The following is a 24330-nucleotide window of genomic DNA, read 5'->3' as shown; positions in this document are numbered from 1 at the left end:
GTAACCTTTTCGTAGACAACATCAGGACAGAGAACAGCATGCAGCAATTACAAAACGTTATTGAAAACGCCTTCGAGCGCCGCGCGGAAATCACCCCGGCGAACGTAGACACCGTAACGCGCGAAGCGGTAAACCAGGTGATCGGCCTGCTGGACAGCGGCGCCCTGCGCGTTGCCGAGAAGATTGACGGTCAGTGGGTAACGCATCAGTGGCTGAAAAAGGCCGTGCTGCTTTCTTTCCGCATCAATGACAACAAAGTGATGGACGGTGCAGAAACCCGTTATTACGACAAAGTGCCAATGAAATTCGCCGACTACGACGAAGCGCGCTTCCAGAAAGAAGGCTTCCGCGTAGTGCCACCGGCGACCGTTCGCCAGGGCGCATTCATCGCCCGCAACACGGTTCTGATGCCATCCTATGTGAACATCGGCGCTTACGTTGACGAAGGCAGCATGGTGGATACCTGGGCTACCGTCGGCTCTTGCGCGCAAATCGGCAAGAACGTTCACCTGTCCGGCGGCGTCGGCATCGGTGGCGTACTGGAGCCTCTGCAGGCCAACCCGACCATCATTGAAGACAACTGCTTTATCGGTGCGCGTTCAGAAGTGGTTGAAGGCGTGATCGTAGAAGAAGGTTCCGTGATTTCCATGGGCGTATACCTGGGCCAGAGCACCCGCATTTACGACCGCGAAACCGGTGAAGTGCACTACGGCCGCGTGCCTGCCGGCTCGGTGGTGGTTTCCGGTAACCTGCCGTCCAAAGATGGCTCTTACAGCCTGTACTGCGCAGTGATCGTCAAAAAAGTCGATGCCAAGACGCGCGGTAAAGTCGGCATTAATGAGTTATTGCGCACCATCGACTAAATTAAGATAGCGGGTGAATCACCCGCTATCTTTTTGTCTTCATTACGTGAGCAGTCACAGTCTCTGGCGTGGTTATTCGCCATAATCCCAGACCGTGGAATAAAGTCTATTTATAAGGTGGCGCTATTATGTATGACAACCTGAAAAGCTTAGGAATCAATCAACCGGAAGATGTCGATCGCTATAGCCTGCGTCAGGAGGCCAATAACGACATTCTTAAGATTTATTTCCGCAAGGATAAAGGCGAGTTCTTTGCCAAAAGCGTGAAGTTCAAATACCCGCGCCAACGCAAGACCGTGGTCGCGGACAATGCCGGCCAGGGTTACAAAGAAATCCACGAAATTAACCCGAACCTGCGTTACGTGATTGATGAGCTGGATCAGCTGTGCCAGCGGGACCAAGTTGAAGTGGATCTGAAACGCAAAATTCTTGATGACCTGCGTCATCTGGAAGGCGTGGTTTCCCACAAGATTGCCGAGATCGAATCCGATCTGGAAAAACTGACCCGCGGTAAGTAAGGGTTCAGCGAACTGGATCTACTGGACTTCATTTTTACCCTATGAATTTCGAGTTGCAGCTAACAACGCTGCAACTTGAAAGGCAACGGGTATTTCTATTTCAGCAATGTGGCCCACTGCTCGACCCACGGGCAGGAAACCACTTCCGGCTCCGGCTGTTCCATCGCATCGATTTCCAATACCTCACCTACGCGAGTTGCTCCTTGCTCCTGCAGCAATGCATCAAATGCGCGCCCTGCACCGCAGAAGTTATCGTAGCTGCTGTCACCCAACGCGATCAGTCCGTAACGCAGCTCTGGCTGGTAGCCGACCCGATCGCGAATAGCATGGAACAGCGGTGCAATGCTGTCCGGCAAATCGCCCTGACCGGTGGTGGAGGTAATTACCAACGCGTAATGCTGACGGTAAAACTGCCAGGCTTCAAGCGTGCCCTCCTCGAACAGTTTGACCTCATGCCCCTGTTCGCTGAGGATATTTTCCGCTTCTTCCGCCACCAGCAGTGAGTTGCCGTAAACCGTTCCCACGAAGATTCCAACCTGAGCCATTGCTCCTACTCCCTTAAATACCTTTAGAAATGATCAGTTATCCTGACCGCTAGCTGAAGGAAACTCAACCCTGGCAAGCTCAGGGATACTCTCCGCCCAGCCAAACTGTGACATAACGCCCTGCCAGGACTCGTCCCAGCGAGCGGAAATCTGCAGCGGCTCACCGGTCACCGGGTGATTCAGCTGCAGGTGACTGGCGTGAAGCATCAGGCGTGAACAGCCGAAATGCTCCGCCATGCCGCGGTTCTGACGCAGATCGCCGTGCTTGCTGTCACCGATGATGGGATGGCGGATATGCACCATATGGCGCCGCAACTGGTGCTTGCGGCCATGCTCCGGTTTCAGTTCAACCAGGCTGTAGCGCGCGCTGTCGTAACGGCCAATCGCCACCGGCATCTCTGCCTGCGCCAGCGGCCGATAATGGGTGACTGCTGGCTGCGGACCTTTGTCCGCCGAGGCAAACTTGTCGGCAATTTTGTCCAGCTCTTCCGTCAACGGGTAATCGAGGGTATCGCCTTCCAGCACGTAACCGCGGACCACCGCATGGTAGGTTTTCTGCATCTGATGCTGTTCAAGCTGCTGCGACAACAGCCGCGCCACCTCGCTGGACAACGCCATCAGCAATACCCCGGATGTAGGACGATCAAGGCGATGCACGGTAAACACGTGCTGGCCAATCTGATCGCGCACGGTCTGCATCACAAACCGGGTTTCATGGCGATCCAGCCAGCTGCGGTGCACCAGCCAACCGGACGGCTTGTTCACCGCCACCAGGTGCTCATCCTGATACAAAACCTCAATCACAATCTCTTTTCCTACGTAAAAGCCCAGATTCCGGCGCGAGTATACAGCAGTGCGTCAGGGCTAGTTAACCCATTCGATGGTCACCAGACGACTATCGGCCCGGCCGCGATCGTCCACCGCCCGAATGCGGTACTGCCCATTGTTGATCGGCCGCCAGTCGATGGCCTTTTTGCTGGCGCTGCTACCGAGATAGATATCGTCAACAAACCAGTACACCGTTTTGCTGTCGGCATCGGTCACTGCGTTGAAGGCAATTTTATCGCGTCCCTGCTGCGATTGCCGCAGGGTATAGGTGGTGTTCTTAAGCGGCGAGGTGATGCGCGGCGCATTACCCCCGACGGCAATACCGTTGTCCTTACAGCGATTTATCGGCGGCGAACGCTTAGGCAACCCGGCCTGAGCGAACACGTTGGCCAGATCGGAAGGCCAGAACTCAAACACTTCAGTGCGGGTTTGTGCCTGGTCATAGGGCGGACAGGCCACCTCACCGCTGTGAATATCCAGCACCACCGGCCGATAAACGCTGTCGACCTTGATCGGTGACTTGCCAGGAATAAACCAGGTTTTGCCCTTTTGCTGGCACCAGGGGGTGGGTAAATCGCCGCTGGCCAGACAAATATCCACCCGCCGCAGCCGCTTCGGAAATGGCTTTCGGGGCTCCCGCAGCGTGGGATAGCTGGCATGCACACTGTCGATAATATTGAAGAATAACGGAGCCGCTGCATCGGCGCCCACCAGGGCATTATTGCCACGACTGTCGAAGTTCCCCTCCCACACCACCAGCACATAGGGCCCGAAAATCCCTACGCTCCAGGCATCGCGAAATCCCCATGAAGTCCCGGTTTTCCAATAGACCGGCAGCGACGATGAACGCTGCGCCAAGGTATCTCCCGGGCGGCGGTGTTGCCGCAGCATATCCAGCGTAATAAAACTGGCTTCTTCGCTGAGCAAGCGCACCGCCGGCGTCTCCGCATCGCTACTCAGCATGCGTAACGGACGCAATGCGCCGCGATTCGCCAACAGAGCATAGAGCTTCGCCAGTTCCTGAGCGGTAACCTCACCGCCCCCCAATACCAGCGACAAGCCATAGTGATTCTCGCTGGCCATATTCTCGACGCCAGTCAGGCGCAGGAACTGATAGAAAGTCGGCTGCCGCAGTTGCGACGCCACGTACACAGCGGGAATATTGCGGCTAAAATTCAGCGCATCGGTGGCGGTTACCGGCCCAAGAAAACGCCGGTCAAAATTCTCCGGCGCGTAGGCACCAAATGAGGAAGGTACATCTTTCAGGATGGTCATCGGATGCAGCACGCCTTGCTCCATGCCCAGGGCATAGATAAAGGGCTTCAGGGTCGAACCGGGCGAACGCTTGGCATGGGTGCCGTTCACCTGCCCTTGGATCTGGCGGTTGTAATAGTCTGCTGACCCCACCAGCGCCCTGACCCCCATATCGCGGCTGTCCACCAGCAGCACTGCAGCATTGTGGATCCCACGGCTCTGATTACGGGCGATAAAGGCATTTACCTGTCGTTCGACCAAACGTTGCAGCCCCACGTCCAGCGTGGTGTCGACGCGGCTATTATGCTGCACCAACTGCTGAGTCTGCTGACGCAGTTGCTCGATAAAGTGCGGTGCAATATAGGGCATCTGCTCGGGTTGACGCAGCACTAGCGGGAGCCGAAACAGGGCCTGTTGACTGCTGTCGGTCGCGTAGACTTGCTGCCAGCGCTGGAACAAGCGGTCGCGCGCCTGCGTCAGGGCAACACCCAGCACGCCCGTTTTCGGTTCCAGACGGTAACTGGGTGACTGCGGCAATACGGCCAGGGTTAACGCTTCCGGCAGAGTCAGGTCTCGCGGTTGCTTGGCGAAGTAGATCAGGCTGGCGGCACCGATGCTTTCGATATTGCGACCGTAAGGAGCGTAGTTCAGGTAGGCTTCCAAAATATCGTGCTTGGAGTAGCTCAGTTCTAGCTGTATCGCACGCGCCACTTGCAGCAGTTTGCCACCCGGCGTACGGGTGTTGAGATGCCAGCGCATGCGCGCCAGTTGCATGCTGATGGTCGAACCACCCTGCATCCTGCCACCGGAAACATAGCTGCGCCAGAAGCCGCGCGCCAGGCTAACGGGGTTAAAACCGGGGTTGTAGTAAAACCACCGATCCTCATGCAGCAGCAGACCACGCACCGCCAAAGGTGAAATATCCTCCAGCGGAGTCCATAGCCGGTAACGATCGTCGTTGGCCAGCGTGATGCGCATCAGCGTACCTTGGCGATCATAGTAGGTGGAGGACAGCGGTAATTCTTGCGCCAACGGCGGGTGGGGCCATAACCGAATGGCACCCAGCACCAGCGCGAGCAGAAAGACCGCCATCAGGCTATTCTGCAGCCAGGGTGTTTTCAGGATTTTCATCGGATCTCAACGCGCTGGCGTCGGGCGGATATCCGCCCGACGCCAGTCACGGCTTATTTATTTTCCGCCGGCACCACCACCAGTTTACCGCTGCCGACCGACATGGCCTGTACTTCACGGTCATACATGGCTTCGCCATAGGCCGGTGGGATAATAAAGCTGCCGGTATTGGTCGCTTTGATCTGGTAAACGAACTCCTGTACGTCGGTGCTGGCACTGCCGTAAATGATCACCCGATCTTCACGAATGTCGCTGTAATCCGGCGCCCAGCTGGATCCTGAAGCAGCCAGCGGTGACTGCCAACCGCTGCTTGGCGCTTCCGCTTCGCTGTCCTCGTCAGCAGCAGGTTCCGGCGGCGTTTGCTGCACCACTTCGAACCCGCCCGGCAACAGATCGACGATCGCCAGATTGCTCAGCCCCTCTTTAGCGTTAGCACGGATTTTCAGATGTACATTGACCTTCTGGCCCAGCGTTACCTGCGTGACCGGCTTACCCTGCTCATCGGTGTAATCGCGGGTGATTTCCAGCCCGCGTGCCAGGGCTTTCTGTGGCGCAGCAAGGTCATAACCGGCCTGCGTCACCGAGTACCAGGCCGGCGCATCACCGCTGTTGGTAAAACGGACAGCGGCGGCATCAGCGGTAAACTGCCCTTTGGTAAACAGCCCCTGCAGCTCGGCTATCCGCTGTGGTGCTGCATTGCCGCCTTTACCAATCTGCGCAATGTCCAGCGAACCCGCGTTGGCTGACTGCGCCACCAGGGCCGAATAGCTCTCCAGCGCCAGTATGCTCATCGCGGAAGAGTAGGTGGTGTAGCGCTCTTCTTTCAGCGCCTTCACCATGTTCTCCAACACCTGCGGCGGAATCGATGCCACCTTTTCCGGGAAATGGCGAGTAATCAAATACAGCCGCGTCGCATCCTGCACCAGCGGATCAAAGTAATTCTGCGTCCACCAGGCGTTGTCATAGGCTTTGCTCAACTGCTGCCAGCTTGGCTGCAATAGTGCGGCAGCCTCGTCATCCATCTTCAGCAATTGATAAGACGATGCCAGATACAGCGCGCTCAGATCGGTTTTCCAACTGTCCGGATAGCGTTTTTGCAGCGTATCCTGCACCATTGCCAGCGCATTGGTGGTCACCTCGCCTTGCCGCGTCAGCAGATAGATAGCCCAGCTGCGTAAACGCAGCCGATACAGGTCATCAAAGCCGCTGGCCGCCAATTCACGCAGTGCGCCGTTGGCCTCCTCAAGCATCCCCTCCGGCAGCGCATACCCGGCTTGTTTCGCTTCCAGCAGATACTGGACCACATACGGCGTAACGAAAGGATCGGCATCCGGCGATGACCGCCAGGCGCCAATGGCCCCGCTGTCATTCTGACGAGAACGCAACACGCCGAGCAGGTTGCGCAGCTGTTTGCTAACCTCGGACTGGCTCAGGCCCCCCGCCATTTCCGGATGACGGCTCTGCAGGATCAGCGGAATGGAGCGGCTGACGATCTGCTCGGAACAGTAGTAAGGGTAGTCTGCCAGGTATTGAGCCAGTCCGTTGGTCAGCACCAGCGGTGAATGGGAAACCGCCGCCTGGCGCTGCGCATAGGCGTCAAACATCTGACGCAGGCCTTCGACGTTTTGGCTGCCGCCGCTCATCCGCCCCATTACCGTTTGGGTTCGATACGGCATAGCCGGCCGCACCGAGGTGCTGACCGTGCGACGGCTACTCTTGTCGCCATAGCTGGCGTCAAACACCAAAGGCGCATCCCCCAGCGCAGATTTGGCACGCAGGCGGAAGTTAACCACACCCTCGCGTTTTTCCGCCAGTGACAGGCCTTGCACGGCGTTGCCCACCACATCCAACTGAGGAGGCGGCGTCAAGTGCACGCTTACCGCCACCGGTTGACCGTTCAATCCTTCGAGGTTGTTACTGACGCCCACGCTGACGTCAAACTCATCGCCCGGTGCCACCATCGCCGGTACGTTTGGCGTCATGATGAAGTTGTCCCGCACCGTCGCGGCGGTTTGCGCCTTGCCGATCTTGTCCGGCGTGACCGAGATAGCCATGACCCGGATTTTACCGTTGAAGTAATCCGGCACCGGATAGACGAACGCCTTCTCGCCGTTCACCTCGGTGATACCTGACCAGTAAGCGACCGGCTTATCACGCTTGCGTTTGAACGGGTTCAGGTTGAGATCCAAACCTTCCCCCGCATCGCCGCCCGGGGCCGCCGTCAACGCCATCAGCTTACTGAACTCCGGCAGGATCAGGTCAAGAATTTGCGAACTGGTGACGCTCAGTTCACGCTTGCTGAAGAAGAACTCCAGCGGATCTTTTAAGCGGTAGCGAGCCACCTGCAGGATCCCTTCATCGACGGCGAACAACGCCACCTGCTGCGGGCCATCGGTTTTCACCGTCATGGTCAGATCTTCGCCTGGCTTAATCACCGTTGGTGCTGTCACTTCCAGCCCATTCTGCCGTGCGCGGGTGCTGATTTTGAATGGCATAACGCCGTAACTGAGCGGGCTCATAAAGATTTCGCTGGAGTTGACGTCGCGCACAAATTGCACGTTGATATAGCCGTTGCCCTCCATGCTGGCTGGCAGGCGGATTTTTTGTACCGAACTAGTGGTATCGCTATGGAACCACTGCCAGGCGTAAACCCGATCTTTCTCGATGGTGATCAGACCGCTGCCGGTGTAAGGCGCGTTGATCGACACCTCTATTTCTTCGCCGGGTTGATATTCCGCCTGGTTCAGCTTCAATTTCAGTTCCGCATTGCGATCCAGCGAACGACTAAGGTTGGCATTCCCGGCCACGCTGTAGGCAACGCGGTTAAGCTCCTTGCCCTGCGCGTCTTCAATCACCAGCACAAAATCCCCCGGCTTGTCGGTCGCCAGCCGCAGATCATTCCCCTGTTCACTCAGTGCCAACGGCTGCTCCGACAGCGTCACTTCCTTCATTTTCGATTGATATTTGTAAACGCCGGAATCCTGCTTGGTCAGCACGGAAATGTATTTCTGTTCGATCAGCACCAGCTTCAGATCCGCCAAGGCAATCTGTTTGAGCGACGGATCTACGGCGATCACATTCAGCTGGCGCAGCGCATCGCGGTTAATATAGCCAAGATCCCCATCCGCCTTCACGCCGACAAGATAATCATAAGGCGATACCAGGGCTCTGGCGGTAGCCGCCACCGAACGCCCGCCGCCTGCGGCAAAGGCTTCCGACAACAGTTGCAACTGATAAGTGGCGTCGGCATAACCTTTGAGATCCAGCGGGATGTTAGCCGCGCCCTGCTCGTCGGTAGTGCGGTCTTCCAACTCGGTTTCGAAGCCGTCGCTGTTCTGCCGATTCTCATAGAAGGCGTAGTCCGGGAAGCGGTCAAAGCTCGGATACATGGGGCGCAGCGTCAACCTGGAAGTGACGCGACGGTCTTGCGCCGGCGTGCCAAACAGGTTCTGCACGTCAATATTGGCTTTCAATTCAGAAGGTTTCACCCAGCCCTGTTGCCGGTTTGGCGTCAGCTCCAGCTTCACCTTCAGTTGATCCGGCTCAAACTCTTTCACATTGACGGAGGTATGACCAAGCAGCGTTGAGGTGTCGTGGTTTTTCCCCACCAGATACAGATAGACGTTCCACTCGCCGGTGGGTGAATTCTCATCGGTGGTGTAGCTCAGCTCGTTGAACCCGCTGGCGCCCAACGTCAGCGGCACCGTGGTCATCAGCTTATCGCGCGGATCGCGGATTTCAGCACGTACCGGCACGCCGGCCAGCCCCACGCTCCAATCAGCAGCACGGGTGATCAGGCCAACATTAAAGGTATCTCCCGGCCGGTAAACGCCCCGATCGGAGAACAGATAGCTACTGAGCGCACGCGGATCGGTCGGGGTCTGCTCACCGGCAATGTCGAAGCGCGAGAAATCCAACCCGCGATCGTTATAGCTGCCGGTCGGCAAGAAGGAAACATCGCCCTCCTTTTCCACCAGGAACATCACCGGCTGGCGTTCATTGGTGTAAACATCAAGCGCCGGGAAGCGCACGTGGCCGTTGGTATCGGTGATTTGACTGAGCAAGGTTACGCCGTTTTTCGCGATCACCGACACTTTCGCGCTGCCGACCGGTGCGCCGCTGTGAATCGATTGGACAAATACATCGCGCGTTTTGTCCTGGGAGCTTTTGGCGACGATGCCCAGATCGGTTACTACCACAAAACGTGAATCGCCGACCCCAGCTTGATCGCCGCTTTCTTCCTCAGACTCATCCGCTCCTGCCTCTTCCTCCGCCGGCTTCTTGTTCGGCTGCCATTCGGACAGCGTCAGCAGGAAAACGCCGCGGTGAGAATCAGGATTGGTGGACAAGTAGCGGGAAAGATCGATGCCCTGATAATTCACCACGCCCGGCTGGTCATTGTTGAGCGCGGTCTGGTATTTAAAATGCTCGGTAAAATATTCGTCATCCAGCCGGTTAAACTCGGCGGAAGAGTATTCCCGGCTTTTGAAAGAAACGATATGCTGCAATTGGCTTGGGATCACCCGTTTGATATCCAGGCGCAGGCCCGCCACGTTGCGCGCGGCAACGCTGATCTGCTTATCGCCGTTGACCGACAGGAGCGACCCTTGCGACATGAACTGCAGGGATTTCGGGAACTCCGGCACCTCAATCACCCGGTAGGCCTTTTTCGGCATTTTGTAACCGCCGTTGGAGACCAGCTGATTGTCGATCTCAAGCAGCATGAAGCGATGTGCCGGGGCATCGAATTTGAAGCTGAACTGCGGCTGGTAGCTCTCTTCAGCTTCGTTGAGCGTCAGAGTCAGCGGCGTGGACTGCGCCAGCACATTCTTGGCGACGCTGTCGGTATCCCACTGATAAAAATCATTCGGGTCTTTAGCGGCTTCAGCATCGCTGGGATCGTGCTGTGGCAGCAACCAGGCCTTGGTCGCGCGCACCAGCTCTTTATCCTTGACGGCGTCGCTGAAAGCGACGATAAGGGCCCGCTGCCCCTTGGCACCCTCGGCGTCGACCACCTGGGCGCTGGCATCGCTCAGCGCCAGGCTGTACAGCGTCGGCACCGTGACCCGGTTGCTTTTCACCTCGTCGATGGCGTTGGCGGGCACCGTCGCTTTGATGCCCTTGCCGACGGTCAGGTGCACCACACCGCCCTGATCCAGCGCCTGCAGCGGCTCTGAGTGGATCCAGGCGTTGAGTTTTTTCTCATCGTAGACCAGCGAGAAGTTAAGCTTTTTCTCCGACTTGGCGTTGCCTTCCTTCAATCCCAGCGAGACCTGTTTTTCAAAGCTGGTGACGTCCAACGGCGCATTGAACTTCAGATTAAAGATAGCGCTGCGCTTCTTCGGATCCTGCGGGTCCTGGTAATACTCGGCCTGCCCCAGTTGGTAATTAAAAGCGGGCACGTTAAAGGTGTAACGGGTATTGGCGAGCTTGATCTGCGGGGCCAGCAACGTGGCAGGATCGAGGTTAACCTGGTATTGCGTGCCCATCGGCAGCGGTTTTTTCGGCGTAAAGACCAGGGTTGAGGCGTCGTTCCAGATCCACTGGCCCTCGGCCTGCGGCTTAAGCGTCACGCCTTTGGTCACCGCTTTACCAACGTCGGTCAAAGGCGCCGCCGAGTGACTGAACGTCAGGCTTAGCTTCTGCGGTGTCGGCTTCTGAACCGCGTAGTTTATCGCTTCAGGGCCAGCGGCCTGCACGTCGGTTTGCTGATACACCATGGGTGCCGGTTCGATCGGTTGCGGTCGGTTCAGCCACCAGTGCCAGCCGTAGACAGCGCCACCGGCAATACACAACAAAACCAGCAACGCCAGACTGATGGCTTTCGGGTATTTGTTTACGCCGCTTTCCAGCCGCAAAAACGCCCGTTTCACACCGCCGGACAGCGCAGTCCACCAGGCAGGCGCACTCCAGGCAAGATTACCGATCAGCGGCCTGAATAACCGGCCCAGTAACGCCAGGCTCAGTGCCAGCAGGCGAAATGCGCCCTTGATTAACGTAAAAGGCAGACGAAGGATAAACTTTAATAAATCCATTATTGCAGCACCTTATAATCCTTTGCAGATCCCCGGATAAACGGCCAAGGTTTATCGGGTTCGAGAGACGCCGCCAAATACCCTGTCCTGGCGTCTGCGCTAATACACCCATCTGCCGCCTGGCGAAAATCAGCGGCCACGTCGGAATATAATTACGACTCTTTATTCAGCATGTTATCCAATTTCTGCAGCACAACCAGCAGCGGCATGCAGTTGGGGTCATTATCTTTCAGCGCCTCTTCAAAATAAGGCGTGATGGCGAAACGCGTCGGCAACGGCGCATCCGCATCCAGCAGCGCGTACATACGCGGCAGAAACACCCATTGCAGCCAGGCTTCGGCCGACATGCTGTCTACGCAGAAAGGTTCAGTGCTGGCGAAGGCCTCAGGCTCAGGCGGCGCGGCCTGCCAAAGAGCCAGATCGCGCATTGACTGTTCAATCGCCTGCAAACTGTGGCGAACCTGATTATTTATACTCATCTGCATTCCCGATCTATTTTCATGATGATGATTCAGCCGCGTGGCTGAAAAGCGGCAAAGCATAGCATTTTTATAGCCCAAATTCGGCTGACTTGACTAGCACGGCCGTTTTTATCTGGTGGCGTCCAGCGCCCCACGGCACAATAGGCCCACCGACTAAACCAAACAGATTAGACACATGCCTGCAATCACAACGACAAAAAACCACGCCACGCCCGGCAAAGCCATGCTGGCTTCGGTCACCGGCTACGCCATGGACGGCTTTGACTTGCTGATCCTCGGCTTTATGCTGCCGGCCATCAGTATCGAAATGGGATTGAGTTCTTCCGCCGCCGGTTCGCTGGTCACCTGGACGCTGATCGGCGCCGTACTGGGCGGGGTGATTTTCGGTCACCTCAGCGATCGCTTTGGTCGTATCCGGGTATTGACCATCACCATCCTGATGTTCTCGGTGTTTACCGGCCTTTGTGCCCTGGCACAAGGCTACTGGGATTTGCTCGCCTACCGTACGCTGGCGGGCATCGGGCTGGGCGGGGAGTTCGGTATCGGCATGGCGCTGATCGCCGAAGCCTGGCCGGCGGAAAAACGCAATCGAGCCTCGGCCTACGTGGGCATGGGCTGGCAGCTTGGCGTATTGGCGGCGGCGTTTCTCACCCCGTTACTGCTGACGCATATCGGCTGGCGCGGCATGTTCCTGGTGGGCTTGTTGCCCGCACTGGCGTCGTTCCTGATCCGCCGCACCCTGGGAGAACCGGAAGCGTTCGTCCGCCAGCAAAGCACCGGTGAACAGCTCTCTTTCGCCCAACGTATCAGGCTGCTGTTCAAAGACCGCGCCACCAGCAAGGCCAGTATCGGTATTTTTATTTTGTGCTCGGTGCAGAACTTCGGCTATTACGGGCTGATGATTTGGATGCCGACCTACCTGGCCAAAAACTTCGGTTTCTCATTAACCAAGTCAGGCCTGTGGACAGCGGTTACGGTGATCGGCATGACGTTCGGTATCTGGCTGTTTGGCGTCTTGGCCGACCGCTTCAGCCGCTGGAAGATTTTTATCAGCTATCAGATCGGTGCGGTGGTGATGGTAGTGGTCTATGCGCAACTTAGCGACCCGACGTTAATGCTGTTTGCCGGCGCGCTGATGGGAATGTTCGTTAATGGGATGATTGGCGGCTACGGCGCGTTGATCTCCGATACTTACCCGGTACAGGCGCGCGCTACCGCACAAAACATTTTGTTCAATCTGGGGCGAGGCGTTGGCGGCCTGGGGCCATTGGTGATCGGCGCATTGGTGACGCAGGTATCCTTCGCTGCGGCAATCAGCCTGCTGGCGGCGATTTATCTGCTGGATATTTATGCCACGCTGTTCCTGCTGCCTAAAAAACAGGTCGATGGCGATACGCTGGGGGCGATTGGTTAACAACTGAGATGAATTCGAGCAGGGTTAAGCCTGTTGACGGCTTAAAGCATAAATCCGTATAAAAAGTTGAGGGCACTGCGCTAACAGTGCCCTCGGTTCGTTTTATAGCAGTCCCGCTACACAGTGTGCTCCCTGCTCAATCCTTGAAAACTTTTCCTGCGGCCATCCTGACCAAACCATCCTGGCGTTGTCCCGTAGCATCGTCCTGATGCGGTTCCTCAGTCTTCATGACCCGCCAACCATCCTTTGCCGGCTCTCAATCTCCATCCTGGAGGTGTCCCTGGTTTCAATCCTGAAACATCCTGGCATCTCCTGACGCCGTCCTTCGCTCTTCACTGAGCGCATCCACTTCTTCTTCCTGAAGCTGCATCATCCTGATGCTTTCCAGCTCCGCCGTATCCCTTCCGGTGAACATAAGATCGCTTAATTATCCCGGGTTCACAAGAGCTTACCGGCAGGCTGACGGAAAATTAATGCTAAGAGTTATCCTAAAGAAAAACTAACCAATTGATCTGGATAACAATAAAATCCATCTCAGCGACAATGCGGTGAAAATTAAAAGCGATCTCTCACAGCCCGTGTGCGAGATATCTCACACGGGATACGGTTAAATTAGCGTCAAGCGTCAATCCGCGGGCGCAATGCATCGAGGAAATTGCCCAACGACGCCGCCAGCAGGGTGCGCTTATCACTGCCAAATTGCTCCAGCACCACATTCCCACTGACGTTGCACAAAGAGACCAGGGTCATTTCTGATTCGGTGGTTGCCAGGAACAGCGTCGGGGACAGTTTCAAACGTTTTTGCGTTACCAGATGACCGATCAGGTTTTCCTGCAGGCGGATAAAATCGTCTTCGCTCCATACCTGCAGCAAAGTCAAATGATGTTCGCCGAACTGCGCACCCATATCGCCAGCATACTGCTGGGTATAAAACAGATTGATGTCCGGCTGCAGACGAAGCTCAAGCGCAGTCTCTACCTTTTCCAGCGTTGCGGCCGGGGTGAAGGGTTGCGGCAACCACAGCGCCTGGTCATCGCGGTTTTCGACCAGGCAGGGCGACGGCACGCCGTACAGCTCCTGACTTGCCGGCGCATGACCGCGCTCCTGCTGCCAAAGCTCAACATAACGCTGGGTAAATTCACGCAGGGCGTGCGGTACATCGTGGTCCATATTTTTTCTCGCATACGGTAAACTGGCGACCATTGTACCTATCTCTCACCAAGGTGACAGCAGATGTCCTCCAACCAAGCCCCTTCCCTGTCGGAACTGACGCTGGGCAAAGCCTGACAATCTACGCACGTTGCCCCCGTCGCGGCGGGCAGGACATCAATCCCTGGCGCAGCAAAACGGACTTTGTCCCGTTTCGAGGTCGTCCGACACGCCAATAGTGCGAAACATTGCTCAACAACTGAGCTAACGAGTGGTTTGTGTTGGTAAAAATCGGGGGACGGCGGTAAGGTTAAATCAGGTGCGCCGGGCATTCCGGTCGGGTTTTGCCGCCGTGCCCTGACAATAACGAGATGCTGTTTTGCTGCGTATGGATTACTACTGCCCCGTTCCGGGTGCAAAGGAGTTACCTTGATTACACACATCAGCCCGCTTGGCTCTATGGATTTGCTGTCGCAGCTGGAAGTAGACATGCTGAAGCGTACCGCCAGCAGTGATCTATACCGTTTGTTCCGCAACTGTTCGCTGGCCGTTTTGAACTCCGGCAGCCAGACCGACAACAGCAAACAGCTGCTGTCACGCTACGAAACCTTTGATATCAACGTGCTGCGCCGTGAGCGCGGTGTGAAACTCGAACTGGTTAACCCACCGGAAGACGCCTTTGTCGACGGTCGAATTATCCGCTCGCTGCAGGCCAACCTGTTCGCCGTGCTGCGCGATATTCTGTTCGTTCACGGGCAGATCGACAGCGCCGGCCGTTTCCAGCATCTGAATCTGGAAAACTCGGCCCACATTACCAACCTGGTGTTCTCTATCCTGCGTAACGCCCGTGCGTTGCACCTCGATGAGGATCCTAACCTGGTGGTGTGCTGGGGCGGCCATTCGATCAATGAAAATGAATACCTTTATGCCCGCAAGGTCGGCAGCCAACTGGGCCTGCGCGAGCTGAATATCTGTACCGGCTGCGGACCGGGTGCCATGGAAGCGCCGATGAAAGGCGCCGCCGTGGGCCACGCCCAGCAGCGCTACCGCAACAGCCGTTTTATCGGCATGACCGAACCTTCAATCATTGCCGCAGAACCGCCAAACCCGCTGGTCAATGAGCTGGTTATCATGCCGGACATCGAAAAACGCCTGGAGGCCTTCGTCCGTATTGCCCACGGTATCATCATCTTCCCGGGCGGCGTTGGCACGGCGGAAGAACTGCTGTATCTGCTGGGTATTCTGATGAACCCGGAAAACAGCGAGCAGGTCTTGCCGCTGATCCTCACCGGGCCAAAAGAGAGCGCCGATTATTTCCGCGTGCTGGATGAGTTCATCATGAACACGCTGGGGGACGAAGCGCGCCGCCATTACACCATCATCATCGACGATCCGGCGGAAGTGGCGCGGCAGATGAAAAAAGCCATGCCTCTGGTGAAAGAAAACCGCCGCAATACCGGCGATGCCTACAGCTTCAACTGGTCTATTCGCATCGCGCCGGATCTGCAATTACCATTCGAGCCGAGCCATGAAAATATGGCGAATCTCAACCTGTATCCGGACCAGCCGGCCGAACAGTTGGCCGCTGCGCTACGCCGCGCGTTTTCCGGCATCGTCGCCGGCAACGTGAAGGAAAATGGCATTCATGCCATTGAGCAGTTCGGCCCGTACAAGCTGCACGGCGAACCGCAGATGATGAAACAGATGGACAGCCTGTTGCAGGGCTTCGTTGCTCAACACCGTATGAAGCTGCCGGGCAGCGCCTATGTACCCTGCTACGAAATAGTCGCTTAACGAACCCTCTGGGCGGCTTAATAACCGCCCTTCTTTTTACCTGACTTTTCCGCCTTTACTCTATATGGATTTCAAGTTGCAGCCAGGCGGTAAGCGTGTTCATCCCCAGAGCTTACTTGGGGGGAGTACGTGAAGTCAGCAACGCTGCAGCTTGAAAGACGACGAGTTAATGCCTATACACCTACTGATTGTCGACGCCCTCAACCTCATCCGCCGCATTCACGCCGTGCAGGGGTCTCCCTGTGTCAACGCCTGCCAGCACGCCGTGCAACAGTTGATCCAGCACAGCCGCCCAACGCACGCGGTGGCGGTATTCGACGAGGACGATCGCAGCGAAAGCTGGCGTCATCAGATCCTGCCCGACTATAAGGCTGGACGTTCGCCGATGCCGGAGAATCTGCAGCAGGAAATGCCGCAGCTTCGCCAGGCGTTCGAGGCTCTCGGCGTTGGCTGTTGGCACTCACCAGGCAATGAAGCGGACGATCTGGCGGCAACGCTGACGGCCAAAGTCGCCGGCGGCGGCCATCAGGTCACTATTGTGTCCACCGACAAAGGTTACTGTCAGTTGTTGGCACCCAGCGTGCAAATCCGCGATTACTTTCAAAAGCGCTGGCTGGATATGCCGTTTGTGCAGCAGGAGTTTGGGGTATCGCCACAGCAGTTGGCGGATTACTGGGGATTGGCGGGGATCAGTAGCAGCAAGATCCCTGGCGTAGCCGGCATCGGACCGAAAACGGCGGTGTTGCTGTTGCAGCAGGCAGGTTCACTGGACGGGCTCTACCAGGCCCTGGAGCAGGTGCCGGAGAAATGGCGCGGTAAACTTCAACAACACCGCGACATGGCTTATATCAGTAAAAAGGTCGCCACCTTGCGCACCGACCTGACGTTAACCGGTAACCTGCAGCAACTGCGGTTACCGGCATAAACCAGGGCGCTGCAGAAAGCGCCCGCTCAATTAATCACGCTCGTCGCGACGACCAGCCACGGCAGACCACATACGGCGGACGTGCACGGTAACTTCTTCACGATCGTGGTACAGCTGCTTGGCATGGATTTGCGAGCTGATACCCGCCGCATCCAGCGCTTCCCTGATCGACTGCAGGTTCTGCGAAACCTCTTCGTAGCGTTTTTTCATCGGCAACTTCAGGTTGAAGATCGCCTCGCGACACCAGCCTTTCACCAGCCATTGGATCATCAAGCTGGTCACCTTCGCAGGTTTTTCCACCATGTCACACACCAGCCAGTAAATCTTGCTGCTGGAAGGTTCATATCTGAACCCGTCGGCGCGGTGATGGGTTACCTGTCCGGTATCCATCAGGCTTGGCGCCATCGGGCCATTGTCCACCGCGTGCACCATCATGCTGCGTTGCACCAATTGGTAGGTCCAACCGCCCGGACAGGCCCCCAGATCGACCGCATGCATACCGCTGGCCAAACGCTCGTCCCACTCGTCGGCGGGGATAAACACGTGGAATGCCTCTTCCAGCTTCAGCGTAGAACGGCTTGGCGCGTCTGAAGGGAATTTAAGGCGCGGAATGCCCATATAGAACGGTGAGTTGTTGTTGCTGAAGGAGTAACCGACATAACAGCAACCCGGCGCGATAAAGAACACGTGCACCACCGGACGGGTTGCATTCTCACGGGCCATCAACACTTTCTGCTCACGCATCGCGGCGCGCAACGGCACCGTCAGTTTGCGGCAGAACTTCATCAACTCTTTGCTTTCGTTGGTGTCCGGCACTTCTACTCGCAGCTCACCACCGCGATCGACCACGCCAATCAGCATGCCAACGATCGGTGATACGCGATCTTCCGGCGGCAAATCACGCAGAAGCTCGCCCACCACCAGCATCTGGCGGGCAAAAATCAGCTCGCGGAACGGAATTTCCCGCGCCAGGCGATCGGCATCGTCCGGTTGGTAGCACTCAAAAAGCACGTAGCCGCTGTTGTCCTTCACTCTGGCGAAGCCAAACACTTCCAGCTCGGCAGCCTTGGCGGTAATTTCCGCCGCACACTCTTTTTCAAAACCCTGGCGGCAATACAACGCAATCTTATTCATGGCGCTCGGCCTTTTTCCTCAGACGCAAAGCGCCAATCAACATCAATACCCAACCGGCCAGGAAACACACGCCGCCAATCGGCGTGATATAGACCCAGACCTTCAGGTGCGACAGCGCCAGACAGTACAGGCTGCCGCTGAACAGTACGGTGCCGAGCGCCAATAACGCCCCGCTCCAGTAAAACCACAGGCTGACACGGCGTTGCATCGCCACTGCCAGTGCCAGGATCGTCAGGGTATGAAAGCCCTGATATTCCAGCCCGGTACGGATCCAGGCCATCTCGTTAGCGCCCAGCGTGCCACTTAATACGTGTGCGCCAAACGCGCCCAGAGCAACAAATACAAAACCGCTGATAGCGGCAAAAATCAGCATTGAACGACTGCTCATCGTTATTTACCTTTATTGAAAAAAACCGGCGGCGACAAAACGGCGACCGGCCTCATTGTTCGTAGCGAAAGCGGAACTTTTCTTGCTCGCTGGCTGCCCGCGCCAGGATCCACTGACGAAAGGCGGCTATTTTACCCAGTTCTGCCTGACTGTCATGACATACCAGATAAAAAGCATTTTTACTGACCAGGACGTCGTTAAACGGGCATACCAATCGCCCGGCTTCGATCTCGGTCTGTGCCATCACGTTATTGACCAGGGCAATCCCCTGCCCATGCACTGCCGCCTGAACCACCATGGCGCTGTGGCTGAAAATCGGCCCCTGCTGTACATTGATGTGCTGCAACCCCAACTGGCGTGTATAGGCCAGCCAATCGCGGCGTGAAGTATCATGCAGTAGCGTGTGATAAGCCAGATCGCTCGTCATTTTTAACGCATGTTCGCCGGTAAGCAGGCTGGGAGAGCATACCGGCAGCAGGTATTCCGCGTATAAACGCTCGGCGCGCAACCCAGTCCAGTTGCCGCGACCATAGAAAATCGCCACGTCCACGTCATCCGCCAGCTTGTCTTCTTCACGGTCCACCGCCTGGATACGCACGTCAATTCCCGGATAAGCTGAGTTAAAGCCGGACAGGCGGGGCACCAGCCACTGAATGGCAAAACTCGGGGGCAAACTGACTGTCAGTGCACCCTTGGCGCTGCGCGCCTGTAACTTGCGCGTTGCCTCATTGATCGAGGAGAAGATTTCCTTGATATCCAGATAATAACTTTGCCCTTCTTCCGTCAGCAACAGCGAGCGGTTGCGGCGCCGAAACAGCTTCAGGCCGAGGAAGTCCTCCAGCGACTTGATCTGGTGGCTCACCGCGGCCTGGGTGACAAACAGTTCTTCAGCTGCTTTGGTAAAACTCAGATGACGAGCAGCCGCGTCAAAGACCCGCAGTGCATTCAGAGGTGGTAAGCGTTTAGACATTTATTAGCTACTTTTGTGTAACAATATTCCGAGTGATTCGGCATAAAAAATCAGGCGGCGTGGTGTGCGGTGCAAAAGGCACAGAACAACAAAGCGCTACCATTAGTTTTTTTAATCCGAGCCATTATAAATTGTCCGTTGAGCATGCGCCAGCAAATACCTATAGTGGCGGCACTTCCCGGGCCGGAACGAAAAGGGAGTGGGTGTCGAGGACGCCGATGAACTTTTGGCTTGTGGTTGTGATGTTGTGTTTGCAAATTGTCTGGCAATCCAGACGTGGTAGCTAAGCTACTGTTTTTTCACTTCCTGTACATTTACCCTGTCTGTCCATAGTGATTTTATGCAGCACCGCAAGCTTTGCGGTGCTTTTTTTTGCCTGACGTTTACTGGTTGCTTTCAACCATTTCTTTCACGTCGGAGCGGTTGATCTGCTGCTCAACACCGTTGGCATCTTTATAGCTGATCATCCCGGTGTCGTTGTCCACTTTTGGCTTGCCGTCAGCGACAATAGTGCGCCCATCATTGGTGTGCATCACGTAATTGCTGGAGCAGGCTGCCAGGGTGAACGTAAGCATCAGAGCAGAGATAACTGCGGCTGTCTTCTTCATTGTGGACTCCTTGTAGTTTTAAATGCTGTAAAAAACCCTTTCTATTATTCAACGCCATTATTTAGCGCGTACTTATTAGCATAACAAACTTTCCCAAGATTGCCAGGCGATAAGTCCTAATGGTCGTGATAGCTTGTCTCCAGCCGTAAAATAAGACAGGATCAGTGATTGACTCCAGCCAGTGATAATCAGGGTATGACGCCTTTTAATCCCATCGACTTCCGTAATCAGTTTCCTGCATTGCAGCAGGCGGGCATTTATCTCGACAGCGCCGCCACCGCATTAAAACCTTTGGCGGTCATCGCCGCTACGCAGCAGTTTTATCGTGACGATGCGGCAACGGTGCATCGTAGCCAGCATAGGGCCGCACAGGACCTGACTGCCCGTTTCGAACAGGCGCGCCAACAGGTCACTACACTGATCAACGCCCCTTCAGCCGATGATATTATCTGGACCCGCGGCACCACCGAAGCCATCAACCTGATAGCGCAGAGCTATGCTCGCCCACTGCTGCAATCGGGTGACGAAATTCTGGTGAGCGAGGCCGAGCATCACGCCAATCTGATCCCCTGGTTGATGGTGGCAGAGCAAACCGGAGCTCGGGTGGTAAAACTGCCCCTTGGTGCAGATCGCCTGCCGGACCTGACATTGTTGCCTGGCCTGCTCAACGCCAAAACCCGTCTGCTGGCACTGGGGCAAATGTCCAACGTCACCGGCGGCTGCCCGGATCTGGCGTATGCCATCACTTTGGCCCACCGCGCCGGCGCACGCGTGATGATCGACGGCGCGCAAGGCATAGTGCACTGCCCTGCCGATGTTCAGCGGCTTGATATTGATTTCTACGCTTTCTCCGGCCACAAACTCTACGGCCCAACCGGCATAGGGGCGCTGTACGGCAAGAGCGAGTTATTGGCGCAAATGGCACCGTGGCAGGGCGGCGGCAAGATGCTGACCCAGGCATCGTTCGAGGGGTTCACGCCGCAAAAGCCTCCTCACTGCTTTGAAGCAGGCACGCCCAACATCGCCGGCGTGTTGGGGTTAGCCGCCGCACTGGAGTGGCTTTCCAACCAGGATATGTTGGCTGCCGAACGCTACAGCCGTGGCCTGGCCGATAACGCCGAACAAAGGTTGGGGGGATTACCGGGCTTTCGCAGCTTCCGTTGCTCAGGCTCCAGCCTGCTGGCATTCGATATTGCCGGCATCCACCACAGCGACATCGTCACCCTGCTGGCAGAACAAGGCATCGCCGTACGTGCCGGCCAGCACTGCGCCCAACCGCTGATGGCGGCGCTCGGGGTCAGTGGGACGCTGCGCGCCTCCTTTGCACCTTATAACACCCAGGAAGATGTCGATGCTTTGGTCGCAGCCCTGAACAACGCCATCGACCTGCTGGCCGACTAGACTGAATGAACACCGGAGACGCTATGCTTGCCCCTCATCCCTTTGGCCGTGAAATCACCGCCGGGGCGCTAATCGAAAAATTTACCGCGCTGAAACAGTGGGAAGATCGCTATCGCCAACTGATTATGTTGGCAAAGCAGCTGCCCCCGTTGCCGGAAGCATTACGTGCAGCGGAAATGGAATTGAGCGGCTGTGAAAACCGGGTCTGGCTGGGGCATCAGTTGCAGGCGGACGGGACGCTGCATTTTTATGGCGACAGCGAAGGTCGCATTGTACGAGGCCTGTTGGCGGTGCTGCTGACGGCGGTAGAAGGAAAAACGCCGCAACAAATCGCGGCGATGGACCCCTTAGGGTTGTTTGATCAGTTGGCGCTACGCGCCCAGCTCAGCGCCACCCGAGCCAGTGGACTGGAAGCGCTGGCTGCCGCAGTGAAAACGATCGGCGCCCGCTACGCCTGACGCGCGGCTTTGGCTACCATCTTTTTCAGCGCGTGGGAAACGGCGACAAAGCCAAAGGTCGCGGTAACCATGGTTGCCGCACCGAATCCCGCACTGCAATCCATTCGTTTTGGCCCTTCTGCGGTGCTGCGCGACGCGCAAACGCTGCCATCCGGCTGCGGATAAACCAGGGGTTCGCTGGAAAACACGCAGTCGATGCCCAGCTTGCCCTTGCTGTTCTTCACCACGTTGAAATCATTTTTCAGCCGCTCACGCAGCTTGGCCGCCAGCGGATCCTGTATGGTTTTCGCCAGATCGACCACCGCAATCTGGGTCGGGTCTATCTGTCCACCGGCACCGCCGGTGGTAACCACAGGTATCTTGTAGCGTCGACAATAAGCCAACAGTGCCGCCTTCGGCCGCACGCTGTCAATCGCGTCAATGACGTAGCTGAAATTGTTATCGAGCAGCTCGGCAACGTTGTCCGCCGTAATGAAATCGTCGATGCAGGTCACCCGACATTCAGGGTTGATCGCCAGAATGCGCTCCGCCATTACTTCCGTTTTTGACTGCCCGACATGTTGGCGCAGCGCATGAATTTGACGGTTGGTGTTGGTGACGCAGACATCATCCATATCAATCAGGGTGATAGCGCCGATGCCGGTACGCGCCAGCGCTTCTGCCGCCCAGGAGCCCACGCCGCCGATGCCAATCACGCAAATGTGCGCCTGGGCAAACAGCGCCAACGCCTGCTGACCGTATAAACGTGCCGTGCCGCCAAAACGCTGCAGATAGGCTTCAGAATAGGCTGTGCTCATAACGCTTTGATTACCTTAACTTTGCAAATGATAAGGGCCGGAGGATCCGGCCCTTAAGATTATTGACAAAGGGGGATAAAAGCGTGGTTTTTCCCCCTTTGTGTTATCAGCCGAAAATCAATAAATTGATTTTCCTGATTATTTTCAAAATCTTTAGCGCCTGCCACCAAACATTATATGTTTGTATGCAGTCTCGAGGGCCGGAGGATCCGGCCCTTACGAGTCAATTTCGGTATACCCGTTGCCTTTCAAGCCACAGTCAGACGACCAGCCTGAAATTTATCGGGTAAAGCCTGGTGCCGTTAACGGGTGACCAACAGCGAACCGCCAGAGGCGGAGCTGGTCTGGCTGGTAAACAGCGGCGCGTTTACGTTGGCGCCTTTGAGCACCCAAACGCGGCCATAGTGGTTGTAATAACCCGCCGAGTGACCGGCGTCAGCCCCGATGCCCTGGTACATATCGAAGTGCTGGCCTTTGATCGCCCCACCGACGTCCAGCGCCACCATTAGACGCATCTCATATTTTCCCGTGAATTTACCCTTGTTGTCCAGCAGTGGTACCTCCGCCAGCAGCGTGGTGCCCGCCGGGATCAGTGAACGGTCGGAGGCCACCGAGGCTTTGGCGATCAGCGGCACCGCACTGGCACCCCGTACCGGTGCAAAGGCCTCCGGACGGAAGAAGACAAAGGAAGGGTTTTGTTCCAGCAGCTCACGCACTTCTGCCGCGCTGTGGGTATCCGCCCACTGACGAATCGCCTGCATCGACATATCTGCCTTCGCCACTTCACCGCGATCGATCAGCACCTTGCCAATGCTGCGATAAGCATGGCCGTTCTTGCCACCGTAGCCGAAGAACACCAACGGTTGGCCGTTGCCGTAATCCACATAGCCACTGCCCTGGACTTCCATCATAAAGTTGTCCATCAGGGAGTTGGTGTACGCCACGATATAACGGTCATCCAACGCGCCTGAGTAAATGCCCGCGCGATCGGGCAGGCGGCCTTTTCCTTTTGGCGGCATGCGGTACAGCGGATAACGGAACTCACCCTGTTGGGTATAGCGCGCCTGCACCACCGGCGTGTAGTAACCGGTAAACTGAACGTTGCCGTAGTTGTCTACGCCTTCCATCTGGTAAGCGCTGAGGCCGTACTGGTTCAGGTTGCGCGTATCGGCGCCGGAGGCCATCCAGTTCTGTACTGCCTGATAGGTGGTGTTGTTGCGATTAAAAAGTGAAGGAGAAGCGTATTTAATCTCCATCAGCTGATCTGAATAATCCTTGGCATTAACCGGTACACCTTTCGCGTTGGGTTGATTCACCAACTCCAGCGACTGATCCAGACGTCCATCCTTATATTGCTGTCCCCGATCGGTCGGCTTTGACGAACAGCCTGCCAGTATCGCTACCATTAACCCGCCCAGCAGGTATTTGCCCCAACGTCCTTTCATCGCGCACACTCTCAACTGATATGATCTACCGGCGAACGATAACAAACGCCCATAGATAAAGGAATCGCCGCCTATAAAAAAAGCCCTCGGCCGGATAATGATGAAAAAGAACGCAAGTTGTGGACTTATTCGACAGAAAGGCTGTTTTAGTTCAATAAAATGCAAAAAGGGTTGCAACAAAATGCACGGAG

Annotated in this window: 19 protein-coding genes and 1 pseudogene; 8 read left to right on the top strand and 12 right to left on the bottom strand. The window is 56.3% G+C overall.

The annotated features are described in order from the left end of the window. Positions 1-38 precede the first annotated feature (38 nt). Both dapD and M2407_RS16030 read left to right on the top strand, forming a co-directional pair. Positions 39-863 carry a 2,3,4,5-tetrahydropyridine-2,6-dicarboxylate N-succinyltransferase gene (gene dapD, locus M2407_RS16035; protein WP_020828368.1) on the top strand — a complete coding sequence of 275 codons (825 nt, stop codon included), beginning with the start codon at positions 39-41 and terminating at the stop codon, positions 861-863. Positions 864-991: 128 nt separating this feature from the next. Continuing rightward, positions 992-1381, top strand: a complete 390-nt coding sequence (locus M2407_RS16030; RefSeq protein WP_006318690.1) for a DUF3461 family protein — start codon at positions 992-994, stop codon at positions 1379-1381. A 95-nt stretch (positions 1382-1476) separates the two neighbouring features. Here M2407_RS16030 and M2407_RS16025 read toward each other — a convergent pair whose 3' ends face one another. The 5 genes from M2407_RS16025 to M2407_RS16005 all read right to left on the bottom strand — a co-directional run bounded on the left by M2407_RS16025 (position 1477) and on the right by M2407_RS16005 (position 11653). Beyond that, positions 1477-1926 carry a flavodoxin gene (locus M2407_RS16025; RefSeq protein ID WP_020828369.1) on the bottom strand — a complete coding sequence of 150 codons (450 nt, stop codon included), beginning with the start codon at positions 1924-1926 and terminating at the stop codon, positions 1477-1479. A gap of 33 nt (positions 1927-1959) precedes the next feature. Beyond that, entirely contained in the window at positions 1960-2730 is a 771-nt protein-coding gene (gene truC, locus M2407_RS16020; protein ID WP_020828370.1) for a tRNA pseudouridine(65) synthase TruC, read from the bottom strand. Positions 2731-2790: 60 nt separating this feature from the next. After that, entirely contained in the window at positions 2791-5139 is a 2349-nt protein-coding gene (gene pbpC, locus M2407_RS16015; RefSeq protein ID WP_259218585.1) for a penicillin-binding protein 1C, read from the bottom strand. Between the two features lie 53 nt (positions 5140-5192). Then, positions 5193-11174: an alpha-2-macroglobulin gene (locus M2407_RS16010; protein ID WP_259218584.1), complete on the bottom strand. Its 5982-nt coding sequence runs from the start codon at positions 11172-11174 to the stop codon at positions 5193-5195. Between the two features lie 152 nt (positions 11175-11326). Beyond that, positions 11327-11653, bottom strand: a complete 327-nt coding sequence (locus M2407_RS16005; RefSeq protein WP_170868555.1) for a YqcC family protein — start codon at positions 11651-11653, stop codon at positions 11327-11329. Positions 11654-11831: 178 nt separating this feature from the next. Between M2407_RS16005 and M2407_RS16000 the strand changes: the two genes are divergently transcribed. Continuing rightward, on the top strand, positions 11832-13070 hold the full coding sequence (locus tag M2407_RS16000) for an MFS transporter (RefSeq protein WP_115058140.1): 1239 nt from the start codon (positions 11832-11834) through the stop codon (positions 13068-13070). A 618-nt stretch (positions 13071-13688) separates the two neighbouring features. On the opposite strand, the gene syd is transcribed toward M2407_RS16000, so the two are convergent. Then, the gene (gene syd, locus M2407_RS15995; RefSeq protein WP_128865130.1) at positions 13689-14240 is read right to left on the bottom strand and encodes a SecY-interacting protein; all 552 of its coding nucleotides are present in this window, start codon (positions 14238-14240) and stop codon (positions 13689-13691) included. 107 nt (positions 14241-14347) lie between these two features. On the opposite strand from syd, the pseudogene queF reads away from it, so the two are divergent. From queF to xni, 3 genes and pseudogenes are all read left to right on the top strand, one after another. Then, positions 14348-14458 (top strand): annotated as a pseudogene (gene queF / locus M2407_RS15990) (NADPH-dependent 7-cyano-7-deazaguanine reductase QueF); the annotation flags it as partial. Between the two features lie 190 nt (positions 14459-14648). Beyond that, positions 14649-16013: a nucleotide 5'-monophosphate nucleosidase PpnN gene (gene ppnN / locus M2407_RS15985; RefSeq protein WP_004952240.1), complete on the top strand. Its 1365-nt coding sequence runs from the start codon at positions 14649-14651 to the stop codon at positions 16011-16013. A 169-nt stretch (positions 16014-16182) separates the two neighbouring features. After that, positions 16183-16938 (top strand): flap endonuclease Xni, encoded by a 756-nt coding sequence (gene xni / locus M2407_RS15980; RefSeq protein ID WP_259218582.1) that lies wholly within the window; start codon positions 16183-16185, stop codon positions 16936-16938. A gap of 30 nt (positions 16939-16968) precedes the next feature. On the opposite strand, the gene rlmM is transcribed toward xni, so the two are convergent. The 4 genes from rlmM to M2407_RS15960 all read right to left on the bottom strand — a co-directional run bounded on the left by rlmM (position 16969) and on the right by M2407_RS15960 (position 20038). After that, entirely contained in the window at positions 16969-18072 is a 1104-nt protein-coding gene (gene rlmM / locus M2407_RS15975; RefSeq protein WP_020828379.1) for a 23S rRNA (cytidine(2498)-2'-O)-methyltransferase RlmM, read from the bottom strand. Next, positions 18065-18460 carry a DUF423 domain-containing protein gene (locus M2407_RS15970; protein WP_020828380.1) on the bottom strand — a complete coding sequence of 132 codons (396 nt, stop codon included), beginning with the start codon at positions 18458-18460 and terminating at the stop codon, positions 18065-18067. Before M2407_RS15970 ends, rlmM begins: the two co-directional genes overlap by 8 nt. 52 nt (positions 18461-18512) lie before the next feature. Beyond that, positions 18513-19430: a transcriptional regulator GcvA gene (locus M2407_RS15965; protein WP_044553150.1), complete on the bottom strand. Its 918-nt coding sequence runs from the start codon at positions 19428-19430 to the stop codon at positions 18513-18515. 383 nt (positions 19431-19813) lie between these two features. Continuing rightward, the gene (locus M2407_RS15960; protein ID WP_004952250.1) at positions 19814-20038 is read right to left on the bottom strand and encodes a YgdI/YgdR family lipoprotein; all 225 of its coding nucleotides are present in this window, start codon (positions 20036-20038) and stop codon (positions 19814-19816) included. 195 nt (positions 20039-20233) lie between these two features. Between M2407_RS15960 and csdA the strand changes: the two genes are divergently transcribed. Together csdA and csdE are read left to right on the top strand one after the other, a co-directional pair. Beyond that, on the top strand, positions 20234-21439 hold the full coding sequence (csdA, locus tag M2407_RS15955) for a cysteine desulfurase CsdA (RefSeq protein WP_259218607.1): 1206 nt from the start codon (positions 20234-20236) through the stop codon (positions 21437-21439). Between the two features lie 23 nt (positions 21440-21462). Further along, positions 21463-21897, top strand: a complete 435-nt coding sequence (gene csdE / locus M2407_RS15950) for a cysteine desulfurase sulfur acceptor subunit CsdE (protein WP_128865131.1) — start codon at positions 21463-21465, stop codon at positions 21895-21897. On the opposite strand, the gene tcdA is transcribed toward csdE, so the two are convergent. Both tcdA and mltA read right to left on the bottom strand, forming a co-directional pair. Then, entirely contained in the window at positions 21888-22694 is an 807-nt protein-coding gene (tcdA, locus tag M2407_RS15945) for a tRNA cyclic N6-threonylcarbamoyladenosine(37) synthase TcdA (RefSeq protein ID WP_020828384.1), read from the bottom strand. The two genes, csdE and tcdA, sit on opposite strands and share 10 nt — an antisense overlap. Positions 22695-22996: 302 nt before the next feature. Continuing rightward, positions 22997-24139, bottom strand: coding sequence for a murein transglycosylase A (gene mltA / locus M2407_RS15940; RefSeq protein WP_020828385.1), 1143 nt, complete (start codon positions 24137-24139; stop codon positions 22997-22999). Between the last annotated feature and the right edge of the window lie 191 nt (positions 24140-24330).

The sequence above is a fragment of the Serratia sp. BIGb0234 genome (assembly GCF_024809915.1).
GTDB lineage: Bacteria > Pseudomonadota > Gammaproteobacteria > Enterobacterales > Enterobacteriaceae > Serratia > Serratia liquefaciens.
The sequence above is the reverse complement of the archived record's forward strand: the minus strand, read 5'-3'. Positions and strand labels throughout refer to the sequence as shown.